This window comes from Dictyobacter alpinus (assembly GCF_003967575.1).
GTDB lineage: Bacteria > Chloroflexota > Ktedonobacteria > Ktedonobacterales > Ktedonobacteraceae > Dictyobacter > Dictyobacter alpinus.
Genome location: NZ_BIFT01000001.1, coordinates 591,673 through 615,492 on the forward strand (window position 1 = coordinate 591,673; position 23,820 = coordinate 615,492).

A 23,820-nucleotide genomic window follows, 5' to 3' on the forward strand; every position below is an offset into this window, starting at 1 on the left:
AAAGGGTTGTTTTTGGCTACATTTGCGAGTATACTGAGTGCGGTAGACAAAACATACAAAATTTTCAGTGCCCGGGTGTGGCACACAAAAACTATCCTTTACCAATACTACTAAAAATAACGAAATACAAAAAGAGGAGCCGTCCAGGATGCTAGAGCAAGAAGCCCGTTCTGTCGAGAGTAGTGAGACAACTAACCAGAATGTTACCCAATTGGAAGGAATTCGCCAGAAGGTTTTCATGGATCGCTATTCACTGAAAGATCCCGATGGTAATGCCCTGGAGTTCTATCCCGAACAACTCTGGCAGCGTGTGGCACGCGGTATCGCGGCCGTTGAGCAGACCGAAGAGAAACGCGCCGAATGGGAAAAACTTTTCTATGAAGCCCTGACAAATTTTCAATTTGTGCCCGGAGGGCGTATTTTAGCCGGTGCAGGCACCGGTCACCAGGTGACCTATTACAATTGTTTCGTCATACCTAGCCCTGAAGATAGCCGCCAGGGTATTCTCGATAATCTCAAAGTGATGACTGAGATTATGGCGCGTGGTGGTGGTGTCGGTATCAATCTGTCAACCCTGCGTCCCCGTGGTTCCTACATCAAGACCGTTAATGGTACAGCATCCGGACCATGTTCCTGGGCGCAATTGTACTCGGTAGCGACAGGAGATGTAATTCAGCAAGGTGGTTCACGTCGCGGAGCATTAATGCTTATGCTCGATGACACGCATCCTGACATTGAGGAGTTTATTACGGTAAAACGGACAGCAGGTAAGATCGAGCATGCCAACCTGTCCATCTGTATCTCCGACGCTTTTATGCAGGCCGTGAAAGACGACGCGGATTGGAAGCTGACCTGGCAGGGTGAAGTCAAAAAGACGATTCGGGCTCGCGACCTATGGGATTTGATTTGTAACTCGGCCTGGGAATCAGCAGAACCCGGCCTTGTCTTCATGGATCGCTATAATAAAGAGTCTAATACCTGGTATTATGAGAACATCCGCTGCGTAAATCCATGCGTGACCGGTGATACTTTGATCTATACAGATCAAGGACTTATACCAGCCAGCGAACTGGCAGAAATGGCTGCTCCTGTCACCGTCGTATCACCAGAGGACGAAAAGGTTGCACTCCGCCAGGCAAGTCATGTTTTCTCAACTGGTATCAAACCTGTATTCCGCTTACAAACAAGTGAAGGCTATACGCTTCGTCTCACAGAAGACCATAAGGTTCTAACCACAGAGGGCTGGAAGGAAGCGGGAACCCTGACTCCTGGCGATAAAATTAAGCTTTTACATGCTGAAGGCTACTTCGGTACCACAGGCAATGCGGACCTTGGTTGGGTGCTGGGCTGGTTAGTTGGCGATGGCTCGATCAATACCCGTCGTGCTGGTAGTGTGATGCTCTCATTCTTTGGCAGCGAGCAAGCGATCGCGCCACAATTTGCTGAAGCAGTTAATCGGCTCGTGGCTGCCCCTGAAGGTCAGAGACAGTATGTGGTTGGCGCTCAGAAGGTTGCTGATCGCGACGAAACTCGCGTAGAATCTGTACGCCTCCTGCGCCTCATCGATCCTGAACTGTTGAGTAACAAACTACAAGTACCACCTTCGGTCTTGCGTGGTAACCATGAAATGCAGAAAGGTTTCCTCTCCGCATTGTTTACCGCTGACGGTTCAGTGCAGGGAAGTGTTGAGAAAGGGGCCTCGGTACGCTTAACATCTGTCAGCCAACAGTTACTAGAAGGTGTACAGCAGCTCTTACTGAACTTCGGCATCTATGCTCGTATCTATACAGAGCGTCGTGAAGCTGGCTCGCGTGAACTACCAAATGGCAAAGGTGGCAATTCTTCTTATGAATGCCAGAGCTATCATGATCTGGTCATTTCAAAGGGAAGTTTCAGCGCCTTCGCTCATCAGATTAGTTTCCTGACTCAGGAAAAGCAGAGCAAGTTAGAAGATCTTGTTGCAGCGTACAAACGTGGACCATATAAAGAAGACTTCACTGCTACCTTTGAGAGCCTTACAGCAGACGGTGAAGAGACGGTTTATGACCTCACTGAACCAGAAGCACACCTGTTTGTCGCCAATGGTCTGGTGGTCCATAATTGTGGTGAGCAAGGCCTGCCTCCGTGGGGTGTCTGTAACCTGGGTGCGCTCAATCTGTCCTCATTTGTTCATGATGGCAAGATGGATTATGAGCGACTGGCCACGGTTAGCCGCATCGCGATGCGCTTCCTGGATAATGTGGTTGATGCCAATGAATACTTTATTCCTGAGAACCGCGAAGCACAGATGAGCACGCGTCGTACGGGTCTGGGCACAATGGGTCTGGCGGATGCACTGTTAAAGATGGAAGTTTCCTATGGTAGCGAAGAGTCACTGCCAATCATTGAGCGCATCTATACCACGATTCGTAATGCTTCCTATGAGGCATCAGCAGATAATGCGGCCGAAAAAGGTTCATTCCCGAAATTTGACCGTGAAAAATATATGCAGGGTAAATTCATTAAGCGTTTACCTAAGCCTATTCAGGACAAGATTCGCAAGCAGGGTATCCGTAATGCCGTTATTCTGACCCAGGCACCAACCGGTACAACCAGCCTGTTGTCAGGTGTCAGTTCCGGTATCGAACCGGTCTATGACTTTGCGATGATCCGTCGTGACCGCACCGGTGAGCATATCCTGTATCATCCATTGTTGCAGGAGTGGCGTGAGAAGCATCCAAACGAGCCAACGCCTGCGTACTTTGTTTCTTCCAAGGATCTAACTCCTGAGGAACATGTACGTGTCCAGGGTATGATCCAGCGTTATACTGACTCCAGTATCAGTAAAACGGTAAACGCGCCCAATGAGCATACTGTCGAGCAGGTACAAACACTGTATCGCCTGGCGTATGAGATGGGCTGTAAGGGTGTAACCTACTATCGTGACGGTTCACGCGATGCTGTTCTAACCCGTGTTGAGGATGAGAAGAAGGCAAAGAAAGCGGTTGAGCCAGAAGTGGTTCAAAAGCCAATGTTTGAGCCGGTTACCTCAATCCATCAGGGAATCAAGCAGCGTCCGGCCGTTGTGCATGGTTATACACGTCAGGTGAATGCTCCAGAGGGCAAAATTAATATCACCGTCAATAGCGATGATCAGGGACCGTTCGAGGTCTTTGTCAACGTGGGTAAGGCTGGTAGTGATATTGCCGCGCTTTCTGAGGCTCTGGGCCGCTTGATCTCGCTCAACTTGCAACTGCTCAGTCCACTGTCCCAGACTGATCGTGCTCAGGAGATCACCAATCAGCTACGTGGTATCGGTGGTAGCCGCTCGGTTGGATTTGGTGCTCAACAGGTTCGCTCACTTCCAGATGCGGTCGCACGAGCCATTGAACTCCACCTGGATACGTTGCAGGAAACAGTACCTACCGCAGATATGACGGTAGAGGCGCAGGCCAACGATCCCGTGCCTTCTATAGCAGCACCAGTACAGGAGCCACAGCAACATGTAAACTTCAGCCAATTAAAGGTCACAGGCAACCTGTGTCCCGAATGTGGCTGTAACACCATGGTGTATGAAGAAGGCTGCCGCAAATGCTATAGCTGTGGACACAGCGAGTGCTAAAAACAAACGCTAACCAACCCGCTGGTTAGCTCAAAAAACAAGTAGAGGGCCGATGGAGTTATTTTCCACCGGCCCTCTACTTGTTTGACTTTGTCTTATGAAGTAGGCGACCGCCCGCACACTTCACAAGGCAAAATTATGCGTTCAATTTCGCGGCATAACTGATCCCGCCCCAGATGTGGGATAAGAACAATGGCTCTGAGAAACTCTCAACCGTATGCCCCATACCTGTATACCAGGCACGGCCACCTTCAAAATCGTGGTACCAGGCAATGGGATGATCATTGCCCATTTCACCACCTTTGTAGGTAGACTCATCCAGAGTCAGTAACACATGCACACTCGTGCGTGGATTCTCGCGGTAGTTGTACCACTCATCTGTGCGCTGCCACTTTTTTGGTAATAGAGACGTTGAGATATTCTGTCCATCCTCAACATCAACCGTCGCCTCTGAAATCGCAGGATGGCTTTTGAAAAATGAGCCAACTAATTGTCCATACCAGGTCCAACTATATTCAGTATCACTGGCCGCGTGTATTCCCACAAAGCCACCACCGGCATGAATATAGCGTTCAAAAGCCGCTTTCTGTGCGCCATCAAGGATATTGCCAGTGGTACTCAAGAAAATAACCGCCTGATAACGGGCCAGATTTTCATCAGTAAACACTGAAGCATCCTCGGTCGCCTGTACTTCAACATGGTGTTCAGTAGCAAGCCGGCGAATCGCTTCTATTCCAGTCTCAATCGACGCATGACGATATCCAGTGGTCTTAGAAAAAATCAGCAGCATTGTAGAGCCTCCATTGCTTCTCGTTACAGTTTCTGCTAGAGATGGATTGTTTGTAGAGGAGGAAAGGTGAGTACCGAAGAAGACAAACGCAATTACCAGTATGAGGCTAGCAATAGCGCAAACGCCCAAAAACAGTTTTTTGTTCATGCTCCACCTCCTAAACACTGAACCTACACGATCCTCTTTGCAAGTTTACCACATTGAGAGTTTCAATGTTCACGTGTTCACGATAAATAATCCATCTAAATGATAGTTTCCAATAGATGCTATAGGTACAGATGAGTGGTCAATTTTCACACGTTTGTGGTGGAGAGAAGAGTGGTTGCAGCCGCCCTTCTCTCCATCACAAACCTCCAACCTGGCGCAGCAGGTGCCAAAAAGGAGCACGAAAAAGACCTGATTGATAAGAGCTTTTCTTGACATACTTCACCAGGTGAACGTATGCTATAAAAGCTTACTTCACAAAGTGAAGTATATAATCACATAAAAATAGTATATTGAAAGAAGGTTTTCTCTGATGAGTACACACGAAGCAGGTACTTCACATATCAACTTCCATTTTGACCCCCTGTGCCCCCTGGCCTGGCGCACAGCGTTGTGGGCACGGGAAACACGGCAGATACGCCCCCTGCAGATTACCTGGCGTCTCTTCAGCCTGGAAATCGTCAATCGAAAGCCTGATGTACAGCCTGATTATGTGAATGGCTACGGCTGGGCAGCCCTGCGTACATTAGCCCTGGCACGCCGCTTACACGGCAATGAGTCCATCGAAAAACTCTATATTGCATTGGGCAATGCCGCACATGGTCGCAAAGAAAGCATAAATGACCTTGAAGTCGTTAAAGCCAGCGCCGAAACCGCTGGTCTGGGAGCAGATTTTGTGGAGAAGGCCCTGGCCGATGATTCCACTATCCAGGACGTCATTAAAGATCATGAAGAGGCTGTAACACGCTATCATGCCTTTGGAGTTCCAACTATCGCGCTGGAAGACTCAAATGTCGGCTACTATGGTCCAGTTATCCATAGCGTGCCTAAAGGAGAAGCCGCAGGCGAGCTATGGGATCATTTTCACTGGTTACTGCACAATGATAATGTCTATGAACTCAAACGCGACCGCGCTGGCGCACCACCTTTTGGACCAGTCTCGGCCTGATTATAATTGCCCGGGAGATAGGCGTTCTCTGCCTATCTCCTCTTACAGACCCTTTATGCATGCTTTTTCACGAAGCGTTCAATCCGTATTAGCGCCTCTTCTAATTTGTCGTATGCGGTACAATACGTTGCGCGCACATAATTTTTCCCGGCATTCCCAAAAGAGCTTCCAGGTACAAGCGCGACTTCTTCTTCAAAAAGCAGTTTTTCCGCGAACTCTTCATCGCTCATGCCAGTATTACCAACATAAGGGAAGGCATAAAAAGCGCCGCGTGGCTCGCTACAGGCCAGTCCAATCCGATTTAAGCCATCCACGAACATACGACCACGACGAGCATAATCATCATGCATACGCTTCACATCGGCATCACCATGACGCAACGCCTGCAGCGCCGCTTCCTGTGCCGCTGTACCGGCGCACATAATAGCGTATTGATGAACTTTAAGCATGGCACTCAAAATATGCTCTGGTGCCAGCACATATCCAACACGCCAGCCAGTCATGGCATAGGCTTTGGAAAAGCCATCCAGAATAATCGTACGTTCCTGCATCTGAGGCATCGCGGCAATACTTACATGCTCTGTACCATAAACAAGCTGACTATATACTTCATCACTAACCACGATCAGGTCATGTTCAATCGCCAGTTTTGCGATCGCTGCTAGCTCTTCACGAGGGATAACGGCTCCGGTAGGATTATTAGGATTGCCCAGCAGGATCATCTTGGTGCGTGGTGTGATGGCGGCCTCAATCTCGGCCGCGCGAACGGCAAAGTCGTATTTAGCATAGGTTGGAACGGGCACGGGTACGCCACCGGCAAAGATAATATCGGCTTCGTAGGCCACATAGCCAGGATCAGGGGCAATAACTTCATCGCCTGGATCGATAATTGTGCGCATCGCCAGATCTACACCCTCGCTCACTCCTACCGTCACCAGGACCTGTGACAAAGGATCATATGTTAATCCATACAAACGTTGAAAAAGTGCCGCAATCTCTTCACGCAATTCCAAAATACCTGAGTTAGAGGTGTAGCGAGTACGTCCCTGCTGAATGGACTCGATGCCAGCCTGGCGGATATGCTCAGGAGTCACAAAGTCTGGCTCACCCACACCCAACGAAATAACATTTGGCATCGTGTTGATAATATCAAAAAATTTACGAATGCCAGATGGCCGCACCTGCTGTACACGTTGTGACAAAACATCTCTCTTGAGTGTATCCATAGTATATTACCCTTCTTTCCTGCATCAGAGCCTGGAACTATATGCGCTACAAACGACAAATCCTGGCAGGGGATCTATAAACGAAGACGTTCAACCCGATCCTTTATACTCAGCCCTTCACTACTTTTCATGGTAACATAAACCAGCGAGAAGAAACAATAAATTTGCTGGATACATTCGTCGCTTATGAGAATTCTGTACTACCTGTCATGAAAGCAGTTGCAGCATAGGGGTTAATCAGAAGAGAGGGAGCCAGCACAAAATTTAAAGATTTTGTGCTGGCTCCCTCTCTTCTAATAATTATTAAATGCCGAGTCCCCGCAGACGTTCGATAATACCTGGCAGGGCCTCAAGCACGGTCTCAACTTCTTCGGCGGTATTATGTTTGCCTAAAGTGAAACGCAGGCTCCCATGTGACCATTCAGAGGGATAGCCCATGGCAACCAGAACATGCGATGGATCTACCGAGCCGGAGGTACAGGCGGAACCAGTCGAGGCGGCAACCCCTAGCAGGTCCATATTGAGTAAGATGGACTCACCCTCAACACCTTCAAAGGCAAAACTGGCGCTATTAGGGAGGCGCTCGGTGGGATGACCCGTCAAACGGCTACGCGGAATCTGCAAGACGCCTTCAATCAGACGATCTCGCAAGGCCTGAATGTGTGGTGTCACCTGTGGCATCTCTTCGGTAGCCAGTTTGAGAGCGGTCGCGGCACCAACAATACCGGCGACATTCTCAGTACCGGCCCGGCGACCACGCTCCTGCGAGCCTCCCTGCAATTGTGGCAGGATACGCATCCCCTGGCGCACATACAGAATGCCGACGCCCTTGGGACCATAAAATTTGTGCGAGGAGAGCGAAAGCATATCAGCCTTGAGCTCTACCACGTCTATCGGCAAGGCACCACCTGCCTGGACCGCATCCACATGAAATGGGATCTTGCGCGCCCGGCAGATACGCCCAATCTCAGCGATCGGTTCAATCGTCCCTACTTCGTTATTGGCATACATCACCGAAACCAATGTGGTCTGATCGGTAATTGATCGCTCGACATCCTCGGGATTGACCCGACCATATTCATCAACGGGCAGATAGGTGGTGGAAAAACCAAAACGCTCTAAATATTGGCAGGTATAGAGGACGGCATGGTGCTCAATGGGTGTGGTAATAATATGCTTGCCCTTTTTTTGTGAGGCAAAGGCCATGCCCTTGATCGCAAGATTATCGCTTTCAGTACCACTACCCACAAAGGCAATTTCAGAAGGACGAGCATGGAGTAGCTCCGCCACTTGTTCACGCGAATGGTCAATAGCCTGCATGGCATGGCGTCCAATGGTATAAATGCTACTTGGATTGCCATATTCACCCATTAAATAAGGCAACATCGTATCCAGTACGCGCCGATCTAGCGCGGTAGTTGCTGCATGATCAAAATAAATAGTGCGCTCTGACATGTGGCTTTTTCCTGTTATCTAATCGATAATTAAATGTGGTAGCCTCTTTTTATATGTGTAAAAAAAGAAAATATCCTGCGCTACAATTTTCAAGGAGGCCAAAAAGCCATCAGTAATATTGCCTTGCTGACTCCCGACACCACTCGCTAAAATTATATCACAGGCCGACTGAGAACCAGTTTATCAGGTGCAACCTTGCTTACACATATACGCACCTGATCCTCTACGCTTTTATTTATTGCACTTCAAGCTGCTTCTTTTTCTTGAAGAAAGATTCGTTCATACTACCAGTACGATAACCAAGCAAGTCAACGGTTACATAGGTATAACCGATTTTGCGCAGGCCATTTGTGACTGTCCGACTCATCTCTTCTTCGGTCAGGCGAGGAATCTCGGAACGCTCTACCTCGATACGTGCAATTTTATCATGGTGGCGCACACGCAACTGCTTAAAACCCAGTTCGTGCAAGAGTTTCTCGGCCCTGTAGACCATCTGTAATGAAGCAACATCCACTTTACTGCCATAAGGGATACGTGAGGAGAAACACGCCATGGCTGGCTTGTCCCACACAGGCATACCTAAAAGACGAGCGATGGCACGAATTTCCTTTTTACCCATCTCAGCTTCTTTTAACGGTCCTCGCACTTGAAATTCGCGTGCCGCGCGCTGTCCCGGACGAAAATCACCATCATCATCCTTGTTAACGCCATAGGCAATGTGCTCTAAATTATGCTCTTTTGCCAGAGGCTCAAGGTGGGTGAATAGCTCTGTCTTACAAAAATAACAGCGATTAACATCGTTTTTGACATAGCGCTCGTCTTCTAATTCATGGGTCTCCAGCGTCACCAATGGCAATTGTAGCTGGCGCGCAACCTTAATGGCTTCCTCGGTCTCTTCAGAAGCATAGGCTGGTGAGGATGCAATAGCACCCAGGGCACGATCCCCCAGAACATCGTAGGCAACTTTAAGCAGGAGCGCGCTATCCACGCCACCTGAATAGGCAATCAGCACTGAACCCATCTCGCGCAAAATTGCTTGCAGATGCTCATATTTAGCTTGCGTTTCAACGTCCAACGCCACAACGTTTTCATCATTTATGTGAGGTGTATCTAACATTGATCACTCCTGAATGTGTACAGTCTACAATTCACGCTTCAAACCACTGCAACCCCGGGGAAGGGCAATCATGTGGACACGTTAGCCGCAAGTGGGCGGCGTTCACGATTGTTTTTTCGTAGCTAGCCGTTATTATATCATTGAGTACAATCATCTTTATGCGAACACACTGGTAGTATGCTTGTTCAATGGAAATCACCATACGCATACGCATATATTCAGAAACTCAAAGGAAAAGTATCAGATGCCAAACATAGATGCTATTGCTGCGATCATTCTGGCCGCTGGTAGTTCCAGCCGCATGGCTCATGGCTACCACAAGCTATTATTGCCTCTTGGAGAGAAACCAGTACTTGCCCATGTCGTGGAAGCCACTCTCCAATCCCAGGTATCTCATATTGTTGTTGTACTTGGACACCAATCGCCACAAATTACAGCGGCATTGGACAACTATATACATAACAACAAAATTTCTCTTCAGGAAAATCCCGACTACAAGCAAGGTATGAGCACATCATTGCGCGCTGGTCTGCAGGCTCTTTCCAAACATCATAATCTGGAAGCTTATACTGGAGCGATCGTGCTCCTTGGCGACCAGCCCTTTATCAGTTCACACTTACTTGATACACTGATTGCTACCAGACAACAAACAGGAAAAAGTATCGTGGCCCCATGTTATCATGGCAAACGTGGCAATCCAGTCCTTTTTGCTGCCAGTTTGTTTGCGGAACTGGCAACGGTGACTGGTGATGAAGGTGGTCGTAGCGTGATTGCCAAGCATGCGGCTGAGGTCGAGAGCGTTGAGCTCAGTGATGCTCAGGCACAATACGATGTTGATACCTGGGAAGCCTATCAGGCGGCCCTTACGGCCTGGCAACAGCAACAGACTAGAGGAAGCAAACATGGAGATATCTGAAGCACAAAAAAAACAAGCACAGTTCTGGCTGGACTATAGTCAACAGCTCTCGAACTCTATCCGTTATGTAGAAGCACTCAAAGCGGCCCAGCGAGCAGTCGCGCTCGATAGTAGTAATGCGGAAGCCTGGTATGCACAGGGTACCTGCCAGGCTATGCTGGCCCATTATCAGGAAGCACTCACAGACTTTGATCACGCACTACAACTCGATGATCGCTATGTTGCGGCCTGGGATGGCAAGGCCTGGGTTGAAGGTATTTTAGGCCATAAAGAGGCGGCATTAGCTGCAGTAAATAAGGCCTTAGAAATTGAGCCAGATTATCGTGAGGCGCGCCATCGCAAAAAACGGCTCGAAGCGTTATAGGATCCAGGAAAGTTACGCCTGCTCCTGACGTAAAATGGCCGGTAAGTCTATAAGACTCAACCGGCCATGTATCAGTGGCTGCCTCAGGCGCGAAACGTATCAGAATAGCTTGAAGGATTCTGTGGTAGACTACTCATCGCATTTCTAGTAGGATAGGCCGCCAGGGGAAGATTTTGTTTGCTCGTTCTTTTTTTGTCATAAAGGATCAAGACACCAATGCCACAACAGGCGAGAGCACTACCCAGCAGATAGCCAGAAATAGTATCGGTAATAAAGTGGACTCCGATATAGAACTGCATAAATCCACCCAGCAATGAGCCAATGGCGAACAGGAGCGAAAGCGGAATCGCCAGCCAGCGTGGTCGTAGATAACGTCTGGTGATCCAGGCCAGGATCAGACCACTCAGACACCAACGGGTAGCATGGCCACCTGGAAAACTATTCTCACTATCTTGCAATTTATTATAATCGATGGGCATCTGGGCTACATCATGCGCCCAGCTTACTTGTTTACGTGGGGGATCAGGAACCTGTCCCAGTAAGCCAGCACCAGCCGCAAGTTGGACAGATGCGGGCTGACCGGCCATCTGCGGGCAGGTCAAAACGGTCATACCTGAACGTAGTGAATAGGGCATATATTGATCAAATAGCATTTTGCCCCCCACCTCCAAACCAAGACTAATGCCCAGGAGCAGCAAGAAGAAGACGAGCACGCGCTTGCGGTGTCCCATGCGTATACAGATGAGACCTAGAATAATCAGCATACACAACGTCACCGGGGCCTCTCCCAGCCGACGCCATTCAAATACAGAACAATCGAAGCGCGTAATTGGCCGCCAGAGCAGCCAACGCTCAATCTCTAATGTGGAATGACTTAACATACCAGTGGCATAGACAACCGTATAGGCTATTAAAAGTAAAACAAGTACAGACGCTGCAATAAACCAGGGAAATGCAGTTGCACGTGTCGCTCTATTTATCTGCATTATTTAAATTTTTCCTATCACTATTTATATTAATAGAAGCGCATGGTCTCATTAAAAGATGAGCATAACATTAAAAATTGTAGAGGGATGGCTAAAAAATAGCAAGCGTAGTAGGTATTTTAGAGGAAATGAGGGAAGGGTATGTTGCCCTTCCCTCTGAAGCACTTTTATCTACTTTTTGTCTTCCGAGCTTGAAAAATGTTTATCAGCCGCACCAGGGTTGGAAATGACCTGAGTTTCTTGTGGATCAGTGGGAGACTCTTCTTGCTGATCGCTAGGCTTGCGCAATTCCCCGCTGATCGGATCCTGCCTGGGACTTTCAGGGGCGGTCACCGAAATGACGTTATTGCGTGTCACTGAGCGTGGTATGACACTTTTTCTTAATAGCTTACCCGAAATGGTGCCGGGCCCAGACGATTTCGCTCTAGATGAGGATGGCGATGGTCGCTTGAGCGACCAGGGGGCACGCTTACGTGCTAGTATTTGATCGGCAGTCTCACCACGGGCTGAACGATACAGGCTGGCAACTACAACCCATGCAGCAGCCACAATCGGAGTGGCAACTAGCGCACCTACCGCACCACCAAAGGCTCCATACGAGCTTCCAAACAAACGAGCAAAAACTAACAATGACATGATCGAGACCACAGGATGCAGGCCAACGGCATGCCCCACGATACGAGGGCCCAGGATGTTACTCTCAAGCAACTGGATAAAGATAAAACAGACGATGACAATCAGTGTACGCGGAAAAGGATTGGGCAAGAGTAATGATGCCAGGATCGGCGAGATCGAGGCCAGACCCGGTCCAATCATAGGGATAGTCTCAAACAGGAAACCCAACACGCCAAAGATCAATGCGAACTGCCCTAATCCTGTCGCCCAGCAGACAATCGCTACAGCCACACCGATGACCAATGCCAGTGTCAATTGACCTCGGATATAGTTACCCACCACACGCGTCAAGGCATCTTCAAACAACAATGTCGTTGATAACGAGCGCTTGGGCATGATACTTACAATACTATCACGGATACGTTTTCCATCCAGAGTAAGATAAAAACTAACCATTAACACGATCAAGAAGTTCAGGAAGGTAGACGTCAAAACGATGATGATATTGATCGTATTGGTGACCGCGGCATTCGCAAAGCCAGTTACCTGAGAGTTTAATTGAGCCAGGGTTTGATCAATACGTGTCTGTGGAATACCTGCTTGCTCACGCAAGAATTGAAGAAATGAACTATAGCGAGCAGGGATATCCCTGGTGAAGCCAACAACCGTATCCGAGAAACCAGTTACCTGATTAACAAACGAGACAACGAGAATATATGAAAAGAGTCCTAGTATAAGAAGTACAAATACGTAAGAAATGATGGTGGCGACTAGTCGCGATGCTCCCTGCCGTTCAAAAAAGTTTGTTACGGGAGTTATTAGAAAGGCAATGGCCATTGATAACAATAGTAGAAAGACTGCGTCAATAAATTGATTGACCAGGTTCCACAGAGTCCATGCGATAATTCCTATGCAGATAATGGATATGAGGATATCGCGCCTCTGTTGCCAGTTGATTTGGCCCATAATTGTTCATCCTTCTCGCTCGAATAATTTCAAGAGAAAAGGTCAAAACCTTTTACATGTAAGGATTTCTGTAACCGTTTCTCTAAGGGTAATACGATCTGGCTCTTGATAATGCTGCAGTTTTGTGAGTATAAAGGAGAACTCAGCGGGTTGTGCTGGATTCTTCTGCTGTGAGCCTACCCACACTCGTTCCCTGACGGGAACTTGCTTTTTTTATTTTATGGTGCTGAAAAGTGCGTAATACGCACTTTTCAGCACCATAAAATAAAAGGGTTGGGACTTGTCTTTTTTATGCTTTAAAATGCGATTGTTAGTGTTGAATGCTTTAAAATGGGTTGGGACTTGTCTTTTTTATGCTTTAAAATGCGATTGGTTGGTATTGAATGCTCTAAAATGGGTTTGAGTGAGTGCGATGATATTTTGGTGAATCTGTTCAGGGGTCTGGGTGGCGTCGACGACTTTGATGCGCTGTGGATAGGTGCGGGCTAATTCTAGAAAAGCCTGACGTAGTTTGTTATGAAATTGTTCAGATGCCCGGTCGAAGCGGCTCTGCTCGTGGCGCTCCCTATTAGATAGGCTGGTGCGTTCTTGTACCAGTGCTGGATCAAGGTCTAGGAAGATGGTGAGATCGGGGGCGTGTCCCTGGGTAGCGATGAGGGAAAGCCGGGTTACCAGTTCCGTACCGACGCCCTGGCCGACTCCTTGATAGGCAATGCTAGAGTCAAAACAGCGATCGGAGACGACGATTTTGCCTTCTGCCAGGGCGGGCAGGACCAGGGTCTCAAAATGTTGAGCCCGGTCGGCCTGGAATAGGAATGCTTCGGCCAGTGGCGTGATTGTCAGCTCTGGCTGCTGAAAAAGGAGACGCCGAATCTCAAGGCCGAGGGGAGTTCCACCCGGCTCTCGAGTACGTACATAAGTGATGCCCTGACTGGCCAGCCAGCGCTCAAATAAGTCTATCTGCGTTGTCTTACCTGCTCCATCCAGGCCTTCAAATGAGATAAAATACCCTCGTCCCATACCCAAATTCACCTTCCTGGTCAGCAAACAGCATAAATCTAGCGGTTACGGTCAGTGCGATAGATGTCATAGTCCCAGTCAAAGTAGGGTTTTGGCAGCATGTCTTCTGGTGACCACTGCTGATCACGCTGACCATACTTTCCATGATACTCTTTCAAGGTCTCGCCTACATATTCAAAGGTTAATTGACAGATGCGGAATCCAACGGGCACCCAGATGGTTGTCTGGGTATGATTACTGATCTCCATGGTCCAACGACTGATATAACCAACATCACCAACGCCAGCGCAACGGCAGACGGAGAGACCCGATCGGGCTACGGTGCTCCGCGAGTACATCTTTGCCAGATAACCATTATGACCACCAATGACCTCTTGCGTATGCGCCAGAATTGTCGTGCCGGGGCGAATCGCGATCTTACCATCCTTCGCCTTGCGGGGCTCTCCCCAGTAGCCACGAATCTCATCGGGAATATCCAGGTGCATCACTTCAACATTAGCGTTCCCCTGAAAATACCAATCGCCCAGGCGGCAGTCATAGGAATTTGGCCCTAGATGGCGCTCATTAAACGGCTCAATGACAATATTGCCGTGCTGCATCTCTTCCACGATACGTTTATCTGACAGTAACATGAGTATATAGCTCCTCGTCGTGACATTATGACTTTACTATTCCCGGTCGCTCGCATTGATACACGCCGCGTTTGCTGCAAGTATGAAGGTTTCGAGAGGGGGATGTTCCATTGCTCCTGGGCCAGGACTACCATGCCAGTTTACAATATAATTCAGCGCTTATTATAGCGCATCATATTCCACTGGAGTAGTCCCCGCTACCAGAAATTCTGTTTCTTTGTTGTTTTCTTCCAATGGCAGTGCATGCGCTTGCTCCACTTCTGACCAGATGCGCTGTACCAGCATAGTCATCTCGCTTTCACCCACAAGTGCTGACTGCAAAGGGAAGAAGGCTCGATCGTCACTGTGATGATGGATCCAGCGGCTAATGATATTAATCTGATCTACCTCGGCCTTGCCAACCACATTGGGCGGTTCACCCATTTCAGCAGCTCGTTTGAGCAAGGTGATCAGCGCATCCTGCATTTCATCGATCTGATGCACAACACAGCTCTGCTCGATCAGACGTCCATGGCGGATTAAGAAGATTTCGTTGCAACCTTCTTGCGCGGAAGGATAGACGATCAGAAGATTATTGGACTCTACAGCTCCAGTGATCAAACGCTGTCCAATCAATACTTCATCGGCACTGCGAATGGCGTCCCGAAACCAGGCGGCACGCTCAAAGTTTAGTTGTTGCGCGGCCTCCAGCATCTGGCGGCGCAGGCGCTCCATTAAATCTTCACTCTCTCCACCTAGAAAAGCACACACCTGCTGTATAACTTGCTGATACGCTTCAACATCACTATCACCACGACACGGTGCGGCACAGCGTCCAAGGTGGAAACGCAAACAGGGATCGCTCGGTTTGGCAACCGGGGGCAAACTACGGGTACAGGTGCGCACAGGAAAAATCTTTTGCAACAGTTCAATGGTCAGATCGACCATGCGCCGACTACGGAAAGGTCCAAAATAGCGCGCACCATCCGCCGCCACTTCACGCGTGGCATAGACGCGTGGAAAGGCATGCTGGATATCAATCTTAATAAACGGATAGAGCTCGTAGTTGCGCAGTTGCACATTATAGGCAGGCTGCAATTCTTTGATTAAACGCGATTCCACCAGCAGGGCTTCCAATTCAGAACCTAGAACCCGCGTCTCGATCTCTTTGACATTTTGCAGCAAGCCATCCATTTTACGTGTATACCCAAGCGGTTGGCTATAGTAGGAGGAGAGCCGGTCTTTCAGACATTTGGCTTTGCCAACATAGATTACCTGATTATTGGCATCTCGCATCAAATAGACGCCGGGTTTGGTCGGGAAAGTACGCTTCCAGACTGGATTGAGAAAGAGTCCACCATTGGGGCGGGCAGTGGAGGCGGCGCTGGCCGATAAACTTCCATCGGCACGCCATTGGGTGCTATCTTTTTTAGGACTGGTCTTAGTAATATCACCACTCCAGGCCACAGGCAATTGCAGACGACGCCTTAGATATCCCAGAGTAGAGATACCTTCTTGCTGGGCCAATGCCAGGATACGCAGAAAAACTTCAGCGGTGACTTCGGCATCACCAAAGGCGCGATGTCGATTATGGGTACGGATATTCAGGTGTGCAGCCACCATATCCAATTTAAAACGCTTTAAAGTGGGCAAGAAACGGCGAGCAAGTGGAATAGTGTCCAGGCCATCAATAGGAAAAGCCAGGCCTAAAAGCTGGGCTTCAAAGGAGAGGAAATTCAGGTCAAAACCTAGATTATGTCCTACGAGAGTAGCTCCACCAATGAAATCTATTAACTCCGGCATTACCTGTGATGCAGTGGGAGCTTCACTAACCATGGCCTGCGTGATGCCAGTAAAACGCTCAATAAATGGAGGAATACGGCGACGAGGATTAATGATACTCTGAAATGTATCCACAATCTGCCCCCGTCCAATACGCACGGCTGCGACTTCAATCACACGATCTGCCCCTGGCCGTAAACCGGTTGTCTCCGTATCCACAACCACAAACTCAACCGCATCCAGAGACTGCTGGGTACTACGCCATGCAGTTAAAGCCCAGCATAACTCATCACCAATCGTTACATCTCCCCGCTCTTCAAAAAGTTCAGAGCTACGGAGCGTCTGCCGCAACAAAACCGTCCATAACGCTTTATTACCATGCGCCCCAAATAACTGCTGAATTAAAATATCCTCGGGCGCGGGCTGTCCTAATGTTTCCAACAACTCAAACGCACGGCGCAATAGGACACTCCGCTGCGGAGTTCCAGTCTCCCCCTCCGGCACCATTGCAACCTGCCTCCTCATAAAAACCGGTCAAATTACTGCTAGATCATATGTACGAGAATAGCACGCATCAAATGGTTTTGGCAAGCAAATACACAACAGGGCTATCTTTGCGGACAAAGACACGTGCCAGCGTATGAAGAGCTCCTGACCTGGACAACAACCTATTCATAGAAGAGGTAAAAAGGGTATCAGCTACACCCGTAGCCAGCGATCCAACCAGCTATACGCCAGCAAGCGTACTTCAGGTGGAAAACCATGTCCTCCAGAAAATTCTTGAAAGCGAAAAGCCGAAGGAGTCCCATATGCTTCATAAGCATGACTGGCAACCTGAGCAATCTGGCGTACACCATCAATGGGAAAAATCCAGTCCTGATTTCCTGCCGCCATCAGTAACGCCCGAGGCGCCAGATTAGCCAGCAACTGATCCATATCCCCTACCTCTAACAGACCGGGAACATAAGCGGCAAAATTATGATTGATCCCGTTGCGCACAATTGACGCGAAGGTACTGATTCCACATGAGCAGACACCTGCCTTCACGCGCTCATCAAATAACAACAACCAGCAAACTTCCTGTCCACCAAGTGAGTGTCCAAGCGCTCCAATACGCTCGGCATCTACATCTGACCGGGTGCAAAGATAATCTACAGCCCGGGCCAGATCCCAGACGTAGCGAGCCTGCAAGGTGCTACCATGCAACAAATGATCCATGGCCAGGAAACGCTCATAGGTTCCTTCAGATAGAAGTCGAGGGGTTGTCCGCTTCCAGCGTTCAAGATTGTCTGTTGAAACCTGACGCTCCTCAAATCCCTCAAGATCAGGGACGATGACAATATAACCCCGTTGACAGAGATCACGAGCGTAAAAAACATCTGGATTGCCCGCTAATCCTACCGGCTCGCTTTTGCCAATATGAAATTCACTATTATGCTGGTGAATGCAGACGACGGCCGCTGTTTTTTGCGTCAGACGACGTGGAATCAAGACATACGCAGGTACACGTACTCCAGGACTGGCTTGATAGGTGATGTGCTCACGTACATACGTATCCTCTGTGGTTTGCTCCTCCACCTCTACCTCCAAAGGACAGGATACAGGTAGTGCACCCAGACATTGTATAAATGCCCGTCGCTGGGCATCTATCTCAAGAGAATGTTCTGACATGGTCATAGCTACTGGCTCCTTCTTTGATACGTCGAATGGACCTACATGCACCTACACAATAAATGAATTTCCAACAGTCAGCATCTTATCTTACTTTTCTATGAAAAAAACGTTGCTAGGTACTGTCATTTTAACATGTATGGATGACAATAATATTAAAAGGAACATATTACCGATACCAATCCTAAACGTAGGTCATACTGCATCAGCAAGTGCTTTTTGAAAGTGTGTACAATGTGGTACAATCTCAATAATAGTACAAATGTTCAAATCGAAAGGGAAGAGTTATGACTCAATACTATCCAACCGAAGAACAAGAAATCGAGACCCGCCAGCCCCGCCCTGTCGTTTATACCATTCCTGGCATGGAGCAGGCGAAAGTTCAAGCCAACCTGACATACAAAACTGTCGAGGATATAGAACTTAAACTGGATATCTATTATCCAGCCAATCATGAGAAACAGTCACTATTGCCGGCAGTCGTTCTGATCCATGGCGACGGACCAGTAGATTTTCTAAAAAACATCAAGGATATGGATCAATATACATCCTGGGCCAAGTTGATCGCCGCCTCGGGCTTGATTGCGGTCGTCGCTAACCATCGTTCTACAGAGAACCTGAACAATGTCGTGGGGGTAGCCAATGATGTCGATGACCTCATCACCTATATCCGTGAGCATCATAAACGGCTGCACATCAATGCCAGTAGACTTGGCATCTGGACATGTTCAGGTGGCGCCCCGTTTGCATTACGTGCTGCGTTGCATGAGACGCCTGCATTTATACGTGCTGTCGTTTGCTACTATGGTTTTGTCGAACTCAAGGCATACTATCAAGGTCTCTATGGTGACAGCAATGAAGAACAGAGCGCGCATGCTCCCGAATTTACCGAAGAAGATTTCGATGAGTTCTCTGGCAGCGATCTACTCTCACATCGTATCCGTAATAGCGCGCCATTCTTCATTGCACGCGCAGGACTCGACTATCCAGAGCTCAATACAGCGCTAGATCTTTTCATCGGCGAGGCTTTATCCCAAAATGTCGCCCTGACCGTCATGAATCATCCTTCCGGTCAGCATAGCTTTGATATTCTGGACTCCGACGCACGTACTGAAGAGATTATCGAGACAACACTGGAGTTCTTGCAGACACATTTGTTACAATAGCGCCAATAACATAATCTGGAGAGAAACGAGGACTCTATTCGTGGCAGGGGAAAAACTTTCTGAACAGGTTCGTTACTTTCGGCAATTCGTTGCACAGAAAGGTTGGACCATTACCAATGAAAAAGAGATTGCTTATGGACGTCAGTTAACCGTGTCTGATGGTCAGGCCAGTGTGCCGGTCGCTTTATATGCGACCGGCAAGACTCTGGTGCAGGGAAAAGCCAGTGCGTTACAGGCAACCTTGAAAGTATGGGATCAGCCCGCGCAGGTAGATACTGCGACCATTGCATCACAGGTAACAACTTCACCAGCAACGCGCCCAGCTTTAAACCAGAGTACCGTGCAAACAGCCACGTTACCACAAGCAACAGGACTATCACGTATTGGTTCTGATGAATCGGGCAAAGGCGATTTCTATGGACCACTGGTAATTGCTGCCGTGTATGTAGATCAGGCCAGCGAACAGCAAATCTTACAATTGGGAGTACGGGACAGCAAAAAATTGACCGACAAAAATATACTGGCGATGGCTGGCGAGATCCGTCTCCTCTGCCCTTACCATCTTCTATGCTATCTACCTGAAACGTATAACCAGCTTTATCAGCAATTGTCTAACTTGAATCAGCTTCTAGCCCTGGCTCATGCTGAAGTTATCGCCGAGGTCGCCAGGCGCACAGCCAGCCCACGAGCCATCGTTGATCAATTTGGCAATGAAGCATTAGTACGCCAGGCACTCGCTAAAACTGGCTGCACCCTACACCTTGAACAGCGCTATCGTGCGGAAGAGGATACTGCCGTCGCGGCCGCCTCAATCCTTGCACGCGCCGAGTTCGTGCGACAACTAGCACGAATCTCAGATGAGATAGGTGTCGACCTGCCCAAAGGCGCCTCTAATCCAGACATCATTCATCGTGGGCGCCAGATTGTGCAGCACTATGGAGAAGAAAAGCTACGCGCAGTAGCCAAACTGCACTTTAAAACAACAGCCACCATCCTCCAGAAATAAGGGTGCATGCATTGCCTGACCATCTTTCTTAGGTTATAATGTGGAAAAACGTAGCCATATAAGGAGCACTTCAATGATTTTCTGCGGTCAGTGTGGTCTACAATTGGCCCCTGGAAGTACACGTTGTCCTCGCTGTGGTGCCGCCATTGATGAAGCGAGCGCCACTACAGAAGGAGAATTTCATGCCGATGATGCAACCGTCGCCACACCATCGCTGCTAAATCGAAATTCACCAACGTCCCAGCCACCAGCTGGCCAAAAGCCACTCATTTTGCGTCCAGGCACAAGTGGGACCCAGGCAAACAGCAATGACTATGGTACACCTGATTCCTTTGACTATGATTCTACCAGCGTGATGGAACAGGCCAATCAGAATCCTGCGGGAGGCTCTTATCCCGGCTATCCACCACAAACAAATACAGGTTTTCCTACCCAAAGTGGTGGTAACTATCCCACCCAGAGTGGTGGTAACTATCCATCACAAATGTATACTGGTTCAGGTACTACCCAGGGTGGTGGAGCATATGGGACAGGCATGTCGTATCCTAACCTGCCCCAACAACAAATGGAGATGGGCTATTCACAGCCACACCTACAAAATCCATATCAGCAACAACAAGCTGAACTGGCAGCCCGAGCCGCACGTGGTCGAACTACCGGACTTATTCTCGTCCTCTGTGGACTTATCTTCATTTTAACAGCGGTCGTCCTATTCGCACTCCAAAGCGGACTCTTTGGCGGCAACAAAGCATTCACCCCAGAAGACACGCAACACCTCGTCGCCCTCTGGAGACTATATGCCCAATAGCCTGGCTGGGGAGTGCAGGCGCCCCCACTCACATTTTAGTAGTTAGTGCAAAAAGGGTGCGACGCACCTTTTTTTTGCACTAACTACTACAGGAGAGGTGCAAGAGGTGCTCATATACCTCTCAGCTTAGCATACATATCCTTTAACTCATCATTTTTTGCCATCCAGTAGAATGAAAAGAGGCATTAATTGAGTAGAGAAAGGATAGGTATGGCATATGGCAAATTCATGGCAAGAGCCAGAGTCAGACTATCAAAAGTCTCCTCATAAACCCACCCGGTATAAACGACCACGACCACACCTATTAACAATTATCCTGTCTATCCTGGCAATTCTGGCCTTAGCCCACTTTATCGCCATAAACCATCTATCTAAGCAACAGCCAGTCACCCGGCAGGATTGCACCTCAATGCTCCATACCAGGGACTATACACAACTCGTGCCATTCCAACCCAGAACACAGCGTATGTCGGCGGTCCAGTTTATCAATGATGTAACCTCAAAACAGCCTGCCGCCTTGCTTCAAGTAGAAGACTTGAGCCCACAACAAAAGTTGGATGTCTACATCTATGGCTGTCCATCACAACAAAACACCACCGATCCCGCGCTCCTGTTCAAGCAGCAAGGGCTGGTCAAAGGTTCTATAGATGTCACTCAAGCACATACTATCAGCATTGGCCAGATCGATACGACCCTCCCAACTGATAGTGATACACTGTTATTACCACTACAACAAAATGTTTTTCAAGAGTACGCCTGGCATAATGGTACATTTCAGCGGGTTGCCTTTCCAGGACTTTATCCCGTCACCAGCCGCAGCGAAGCAGAAGCACTGCAAGATGAAGCCAACAATGGACAGAACTTACCCTGGACTGGACCACAGGCAACCGCTGAACAGATGGCGGAAGATCTCCTCCATTGGTCCAAATCCACTCTTCATGCCACACTCAAAGATATCACTGGAGCCGAAGCACATGTGCTCCTGGAGAGAAAAGATATACACCTGACGGTCGCGGTGACTCTTGAACGCCTGGTGCAGGATAATAGCAAAGGACTCTGGTGGGTCACAAATGCCCAGTCACCAGGTATCTCAATTGATCAGTCACAATTCAACACGCCAGTCTCCTCACCCTTACAACTAGAGGGAACGATTATTCCGACCAGCGAAAAAGTCACGGCCACACTCTTTAATCATACGCTGACAGCTATCCCCCTCCAGACGCCGGGCACACTACAGACTGATGAGGGCGGACATCTGACCGGTACATTGTCCTACAATAACATTTTCCCGGACCAACCCGGCCTCCTACTTATCACGGAATATCCTACTTCATCCAAAGAAGACGGCCGCCTCCTCTTAACCAATATCTTCCTCATCTGATTTTAGCCTGCATCACAAAAGCCGATGTACAACGCAACACAAATCATGCTAAAATAGCTACCATGAGTGAATTGACAAATCGAATCGAGCGCCTCCAGGGACGCGTCGAGAAAACTATGGTGCGTCTTTGACCTGGCGACTAAAGCCGAACAAATAAAGACATTAGAAGCAGATAGCATGGATTCTGACTTCTGGTCGGATAACCGTAAAGCACAGGCTGTAATGCAGCAGCTAAACGCGTTACGTGAAGAGGTTACGACCTGGGAAAGTATTGCCACACAACTTCAAGACCTGCTGGCCTTAGCCCAATTACTGGAAGAGGAGCCAGATGAAGATATGCAGGCCGAGGTGGTCCAATCTATTCCCCCGATAGAAGAGCAGATCGAAAAACTCCAGTTCGCATTGATGCTTAGTGGAGAACATGATGAGCGTGATGCAATTGTGAGTATTCATGCCGGCAGTGGCGGCGTAGATGCCCAGGACTGGGCGGAAATACTGCTGCGCATGTATCTGCGCTGGGCTGAGCAGCATCACTTTAAGACTGAGATCTACGATTATAGCGAAGGTGAAGAAGCTGGCCTGAAAAGCGCAACGGTCGAGATCAGAGGACGCTATGCTTATGGTTATATGCGCTCAGAAGCGGGTACACACCGCTTGATCCGCCTTTCACCATTTGATGCGGCCCATCGACGTCATACCTCCTTTGCAAAAGTCGAGGTGATTCCAGATGTTGAAGACTCCATTGAGATCACGATTCGACCAGAAGATATTGAGGTTGATACGTATCGCTCAACTGGAGCCGGTGGACAGCACGTGAATAAAACTGACTCGGCAGTGCGTATGCGGCACTTACCCTCGGGCATTGTGGTTACCTGTCAGAATGAACGCTCACAGATCCAAAACCGTGAGGTGGCAATGAAAATACTCAGAGCCAAGCTGTTTGAACTGGAGCAAAAGAAACGCGAAGAAGAGACCGCACGCCTGAAAGGTGAGCATGTGCAGGCAGACTTTGGCAATCAGATTCGTTCGGTCACGGTCCATCCCTATAGTATTGTCAAAGATCATCGCACAAATTTTGAGACAGGGAATACTGAAGGCTATCTTTCCGGTGATGTCGACCCATTTATTCATGCCTACCTGCAAGATAAAGCCGGTGGAGTCGACGCAACTGAACAGGCATAGTCAT

At 48.7% G+C, this 23,820-nt stretch carries 19 protein-coding genes; 9 read left to right on the top strand and 10 right to left on the bottom strand.

Annotation, left to right across the window (positions count from 1 at the left end; all coding sequences use genetic code 11):
- Nucleotides 1–148 precede the first annotated feature (148 nt).
- Entirely contained in the window at nucleotides 149–3,601 is a 3,453-nt protein-coding gene (locus tag EL633_RS02295; RefSeq protein WP_126625648.1) for a ribonucleotide reductase barrel domain-containing protein, read from the top strand.
- A gap of 136 nt (nucleotides 3,602–3,737) precedes the next feature.
- On the opposite strand, the gene EL633_RS02300 is transcribed toward EL633_RS02295, so the two are convergent.
- Complete coding sequence (locus tag EL633_RS02300; protein ID WP_218027401.1) at nucleotides 3,738–4,391, bottom strand: ThuA domain-containing protein; 654 nt, start codon at nucleotides 4,389–4,391, stop codon at nucleotides 3,738–3,740.
- Between the two features lie 517 nt (nucleotides 4,392–4,908).
- Between EL633_RS02300 and EL633_RS02305 the strand changes: the two genes are divergently transcribed.
- Entirely contained in the window at nucleotides 4,909–5,544 is a 636-nt protein-coding gene (locus tag EL633_RS02305; protein ID WP_126625650.1) for a mycothiol-dependent nitroreductase Rv2466c family protein, read from the top strand.
- 53 nt (nucleotides 5,545–5,597) lie between these two features.
- On the opposite strand, the gene EL633_RS02310 is transcribed toward EL633_RS02305, so the two are convergent.
- From EL633_RS02310 to larE, 3 genes are all read right to left on the bottom strand, one after another.
- Nucleotides 5,598–6,770 carry an aminotransferase class I/II-fold pyridoxal phosphate-dependent enzyme gene (locus EL633_RS02310; RefSeq protein WP_126625651.1) on the bottom strand — a complete coding sequence of 391 codons (1,173 nt, stop codon included), beginning with the start codon at nucleotides 6,768–6,770 and terminating at the stop codon, nucleotides 5,598–5,600.
- A 303-nt stretch (nucleotides 6,771–7,073) separates the two neighbouring features.
- Nucleotides 7,074–8,225 (bottom strand): cysteine desulfurase NifS, encoded by a 1,152-nt coding sequence (gene nifS / locus EL633_RS02315; RefSeq protein WP_126625652.1) that lies wholly within the window; start codon nucleotides 8,223–8,225, stop codon nucleotides 7,074–7,076.
- A 235-nt stretch (nucleotides 8,226–8,460) separates the two neighbouring features.
- Nucleotides 8,461–9,342 (bottom strand): ATP-dependent sacrificial sulfur transferase LarE, encoded by an 882-nt coding sequence (gene larE / locus EL633_RS02320; RefSeq protein ID WP_126625653.1) that lies wholly within the window; start codon nucleotides 9,340–9,342, stop codon nucleotides 8,461–8,463.
- A gap of 244 nt (nucleotides 9,343–9,586) precedes the next feature.
- Between larE and EL633_RS02325 the strand changes: the two genes are divergently transcribed.
- Together EL633_RS02325 and EL633_RS02330 are read left to right on the top strand one after the other, a co-directional pair.
- On the top strand, nucleotides 9,587–10,258 hold the full coding sequence (locus tag EL633_RS02325; protein WP_126625654.1) for a nucleotidyltransferase family protein: 672 nt from the start codon (nucleotides 9,587–9,589) through the stop codon (nucleotides 10,256–10,258).
- Nucleotides 10,245–10,622, top strand: coding sequence for a tetratricopeptide repeat protein (locus EL633_RS02330; protein ID WP_161981878.1), 378 nt, complete (start codon nucleotides 10,245–10,247; stop codon nucleotides 10,620–10,622). Before EL633_RS02325 ends, EL633_RS02330 begins: the two co-directional genes overlap by 14 nt.
- A gap of 83 nt (nucleotides 10,623–10,705) precedes the next feature.
- Here the strand turns inward: EL633_RS02330 and EL633_RS02335 are convergent, their stop codons facing one another.
- From EL633_RS02335 to EL633_RS02360, 6 genes are all read right to left on the bottom strand, one after another.
- Nucleotides 10,706–11,608 (bottom strand): phosphatase PAP2 family protein, encoded by a 903-nt coding sequence (locus EL633_RS02335; protein WP_126625656.1) that lies wholly within the window; start codon nucleotides 11,606–11,608, stop codon nucleotides 10,706–10,708.
- Between the two features lie 171 nt (nucleotides 11,609–11,779).
- Complete coding sequence (locus EL633_RS02340; RefSeq protein ID WP_126625657.1) at nucleotides 11,780–13,189, bottom strand: AI-2E family transporter; 1,410 nt, start codon at nucleotides 13,187–13,189, stop codon at nucleotides 11,780–11,782.
- Nucleotides 13,190–13,540: 351 nt separating this feature from the next.
- A complete protein-coding gene (tmk, locus tag EL633_RS02345) occupies nucleotides 13,541–14,209 on the bottom strand; it encodes a dTMP kinase (RefSeq protein WP_126625658.1) in 669 nt (222 codons plus the stop codon).
- Nucleotides 14,210–14,247: 38 nt separating this feature from the next.
- The gene (dcd, locus tag EL633_RS02350; protein ID WP_126625659.1) at nucleotides 14,248–14,841 is read right to left on the bottom strand and encodes a dCTP deaminase; all 594 of its coding nucleotides are present in this window, start codon (nucleotides 14,839–14,841) and stop codon (nucleotides 14,248–14,250) included.
- A 162-nt stretch (nucleotides 14,842–15,003) separates the two neighbouring features.
- Nucleotides 15,004–17,109 carry an exonuclease domain-containing protein gene (locus tag EL633_RS02355; protein ID WP_161981879.1) on the bottom strand — a complete coding sequence of 702 codons (2,106 nt, stop codon included), beginning with the start codon at nucleotides 17,107–17,109 and terminating at the stop codon, nucleotides 15,004–15,006.
- 192 nt (nucleotides 17,110–17,301) lie between these two features.
- Nucleotides 17,302–18,279, bottom strand: a complete 978-nt coding sequence (locus EL633_RS02360) for an alpha/beta hydrolase family protein (protein WP_126625661.1) — start codon at nucleotides 18,277–18,279, stop codon at nucleotides 17,302–17,304.
- A gap of 281 nt (nucleotides 18,280–18,560) precedes the next feature.
- On the opposite strand from EL633_RS02360, the gene EL633_RS02365 reads away from it, so the two are divergent.
- The 5 genes from EL633_RS02365 to prfB all read left to right on the top strand — a co-directional run bounded on the left by EL633_RS02365 (nucleotide 18,561) and on the right by prfB (nucleotide 23,816).
- Nucleotides 18,561–19,439 (top strand): alpha/beta hydrolase family protein, encoded by an 879-nt coding sequence (locus EL633_RS02365; protein ID WP_126625662.1) that lies wholly within the window; start codon nucleotides 18,561–18,563, stop codon nucleotides 19,437–19,439.
- A gap of 40 nt (nucleotides 19,440–19,479) precedes the next feature.
- Complete coding sequence (rnhC, locus tag EL633_RS02370) at nucleotides 19,480–20,445, top strand: ribonuclease HIII (protein ID WP_218027402.1); 966 nt, start codon at nucleotides 19,480–19,482, stop codon at nucleotides 20,443–20,445.
- Between the two features lie 73 nt (nucleotides 20,446–20,518).
- Nucleotides 20,519–21,253: a zinc ribbon domain-containing protein gene (locus EL633_RS02375; protein WP_126625663.1), complete on the top strand. Its 735-nt coding sequence runs from the start codon at nucleotides 20,519–20,521 to the stop codon at nucleotides 21,251–21,253.
- Nucleotides 21,254–21,470: 217 nt separating this feature from the next.
- On the top strand, nucleotides 21,471–22,634 hold the full coding sequence (locus tag EL633_RS02380) for a hypothetical protein (protein ID WP_126625664.1): 1,164 nt from the start codon (nucleotides 21,471–21,473) through the stop codon (nucleotides 22,632–22,634).
- A 62-nt stretch (nucleotides 22,635–22,696) separates the two neighbouring features.
- A protein-coding gene (gene prfB / locus EL633_RS02385) for a peptide chain release factor 2 (protein WP_218027403.1) occupies nucleotides 22,697–23,816 on the top strand; the annotation gives its coding sequence in 2 pieces (ribosomal slippage) (nucleotides 22,697–22,762 and nucleotides 22,764–23,816; 1,119 coding nt in all).
- Nucleotides 23,817–23,820: the final 4 nt, after the last annotated feature.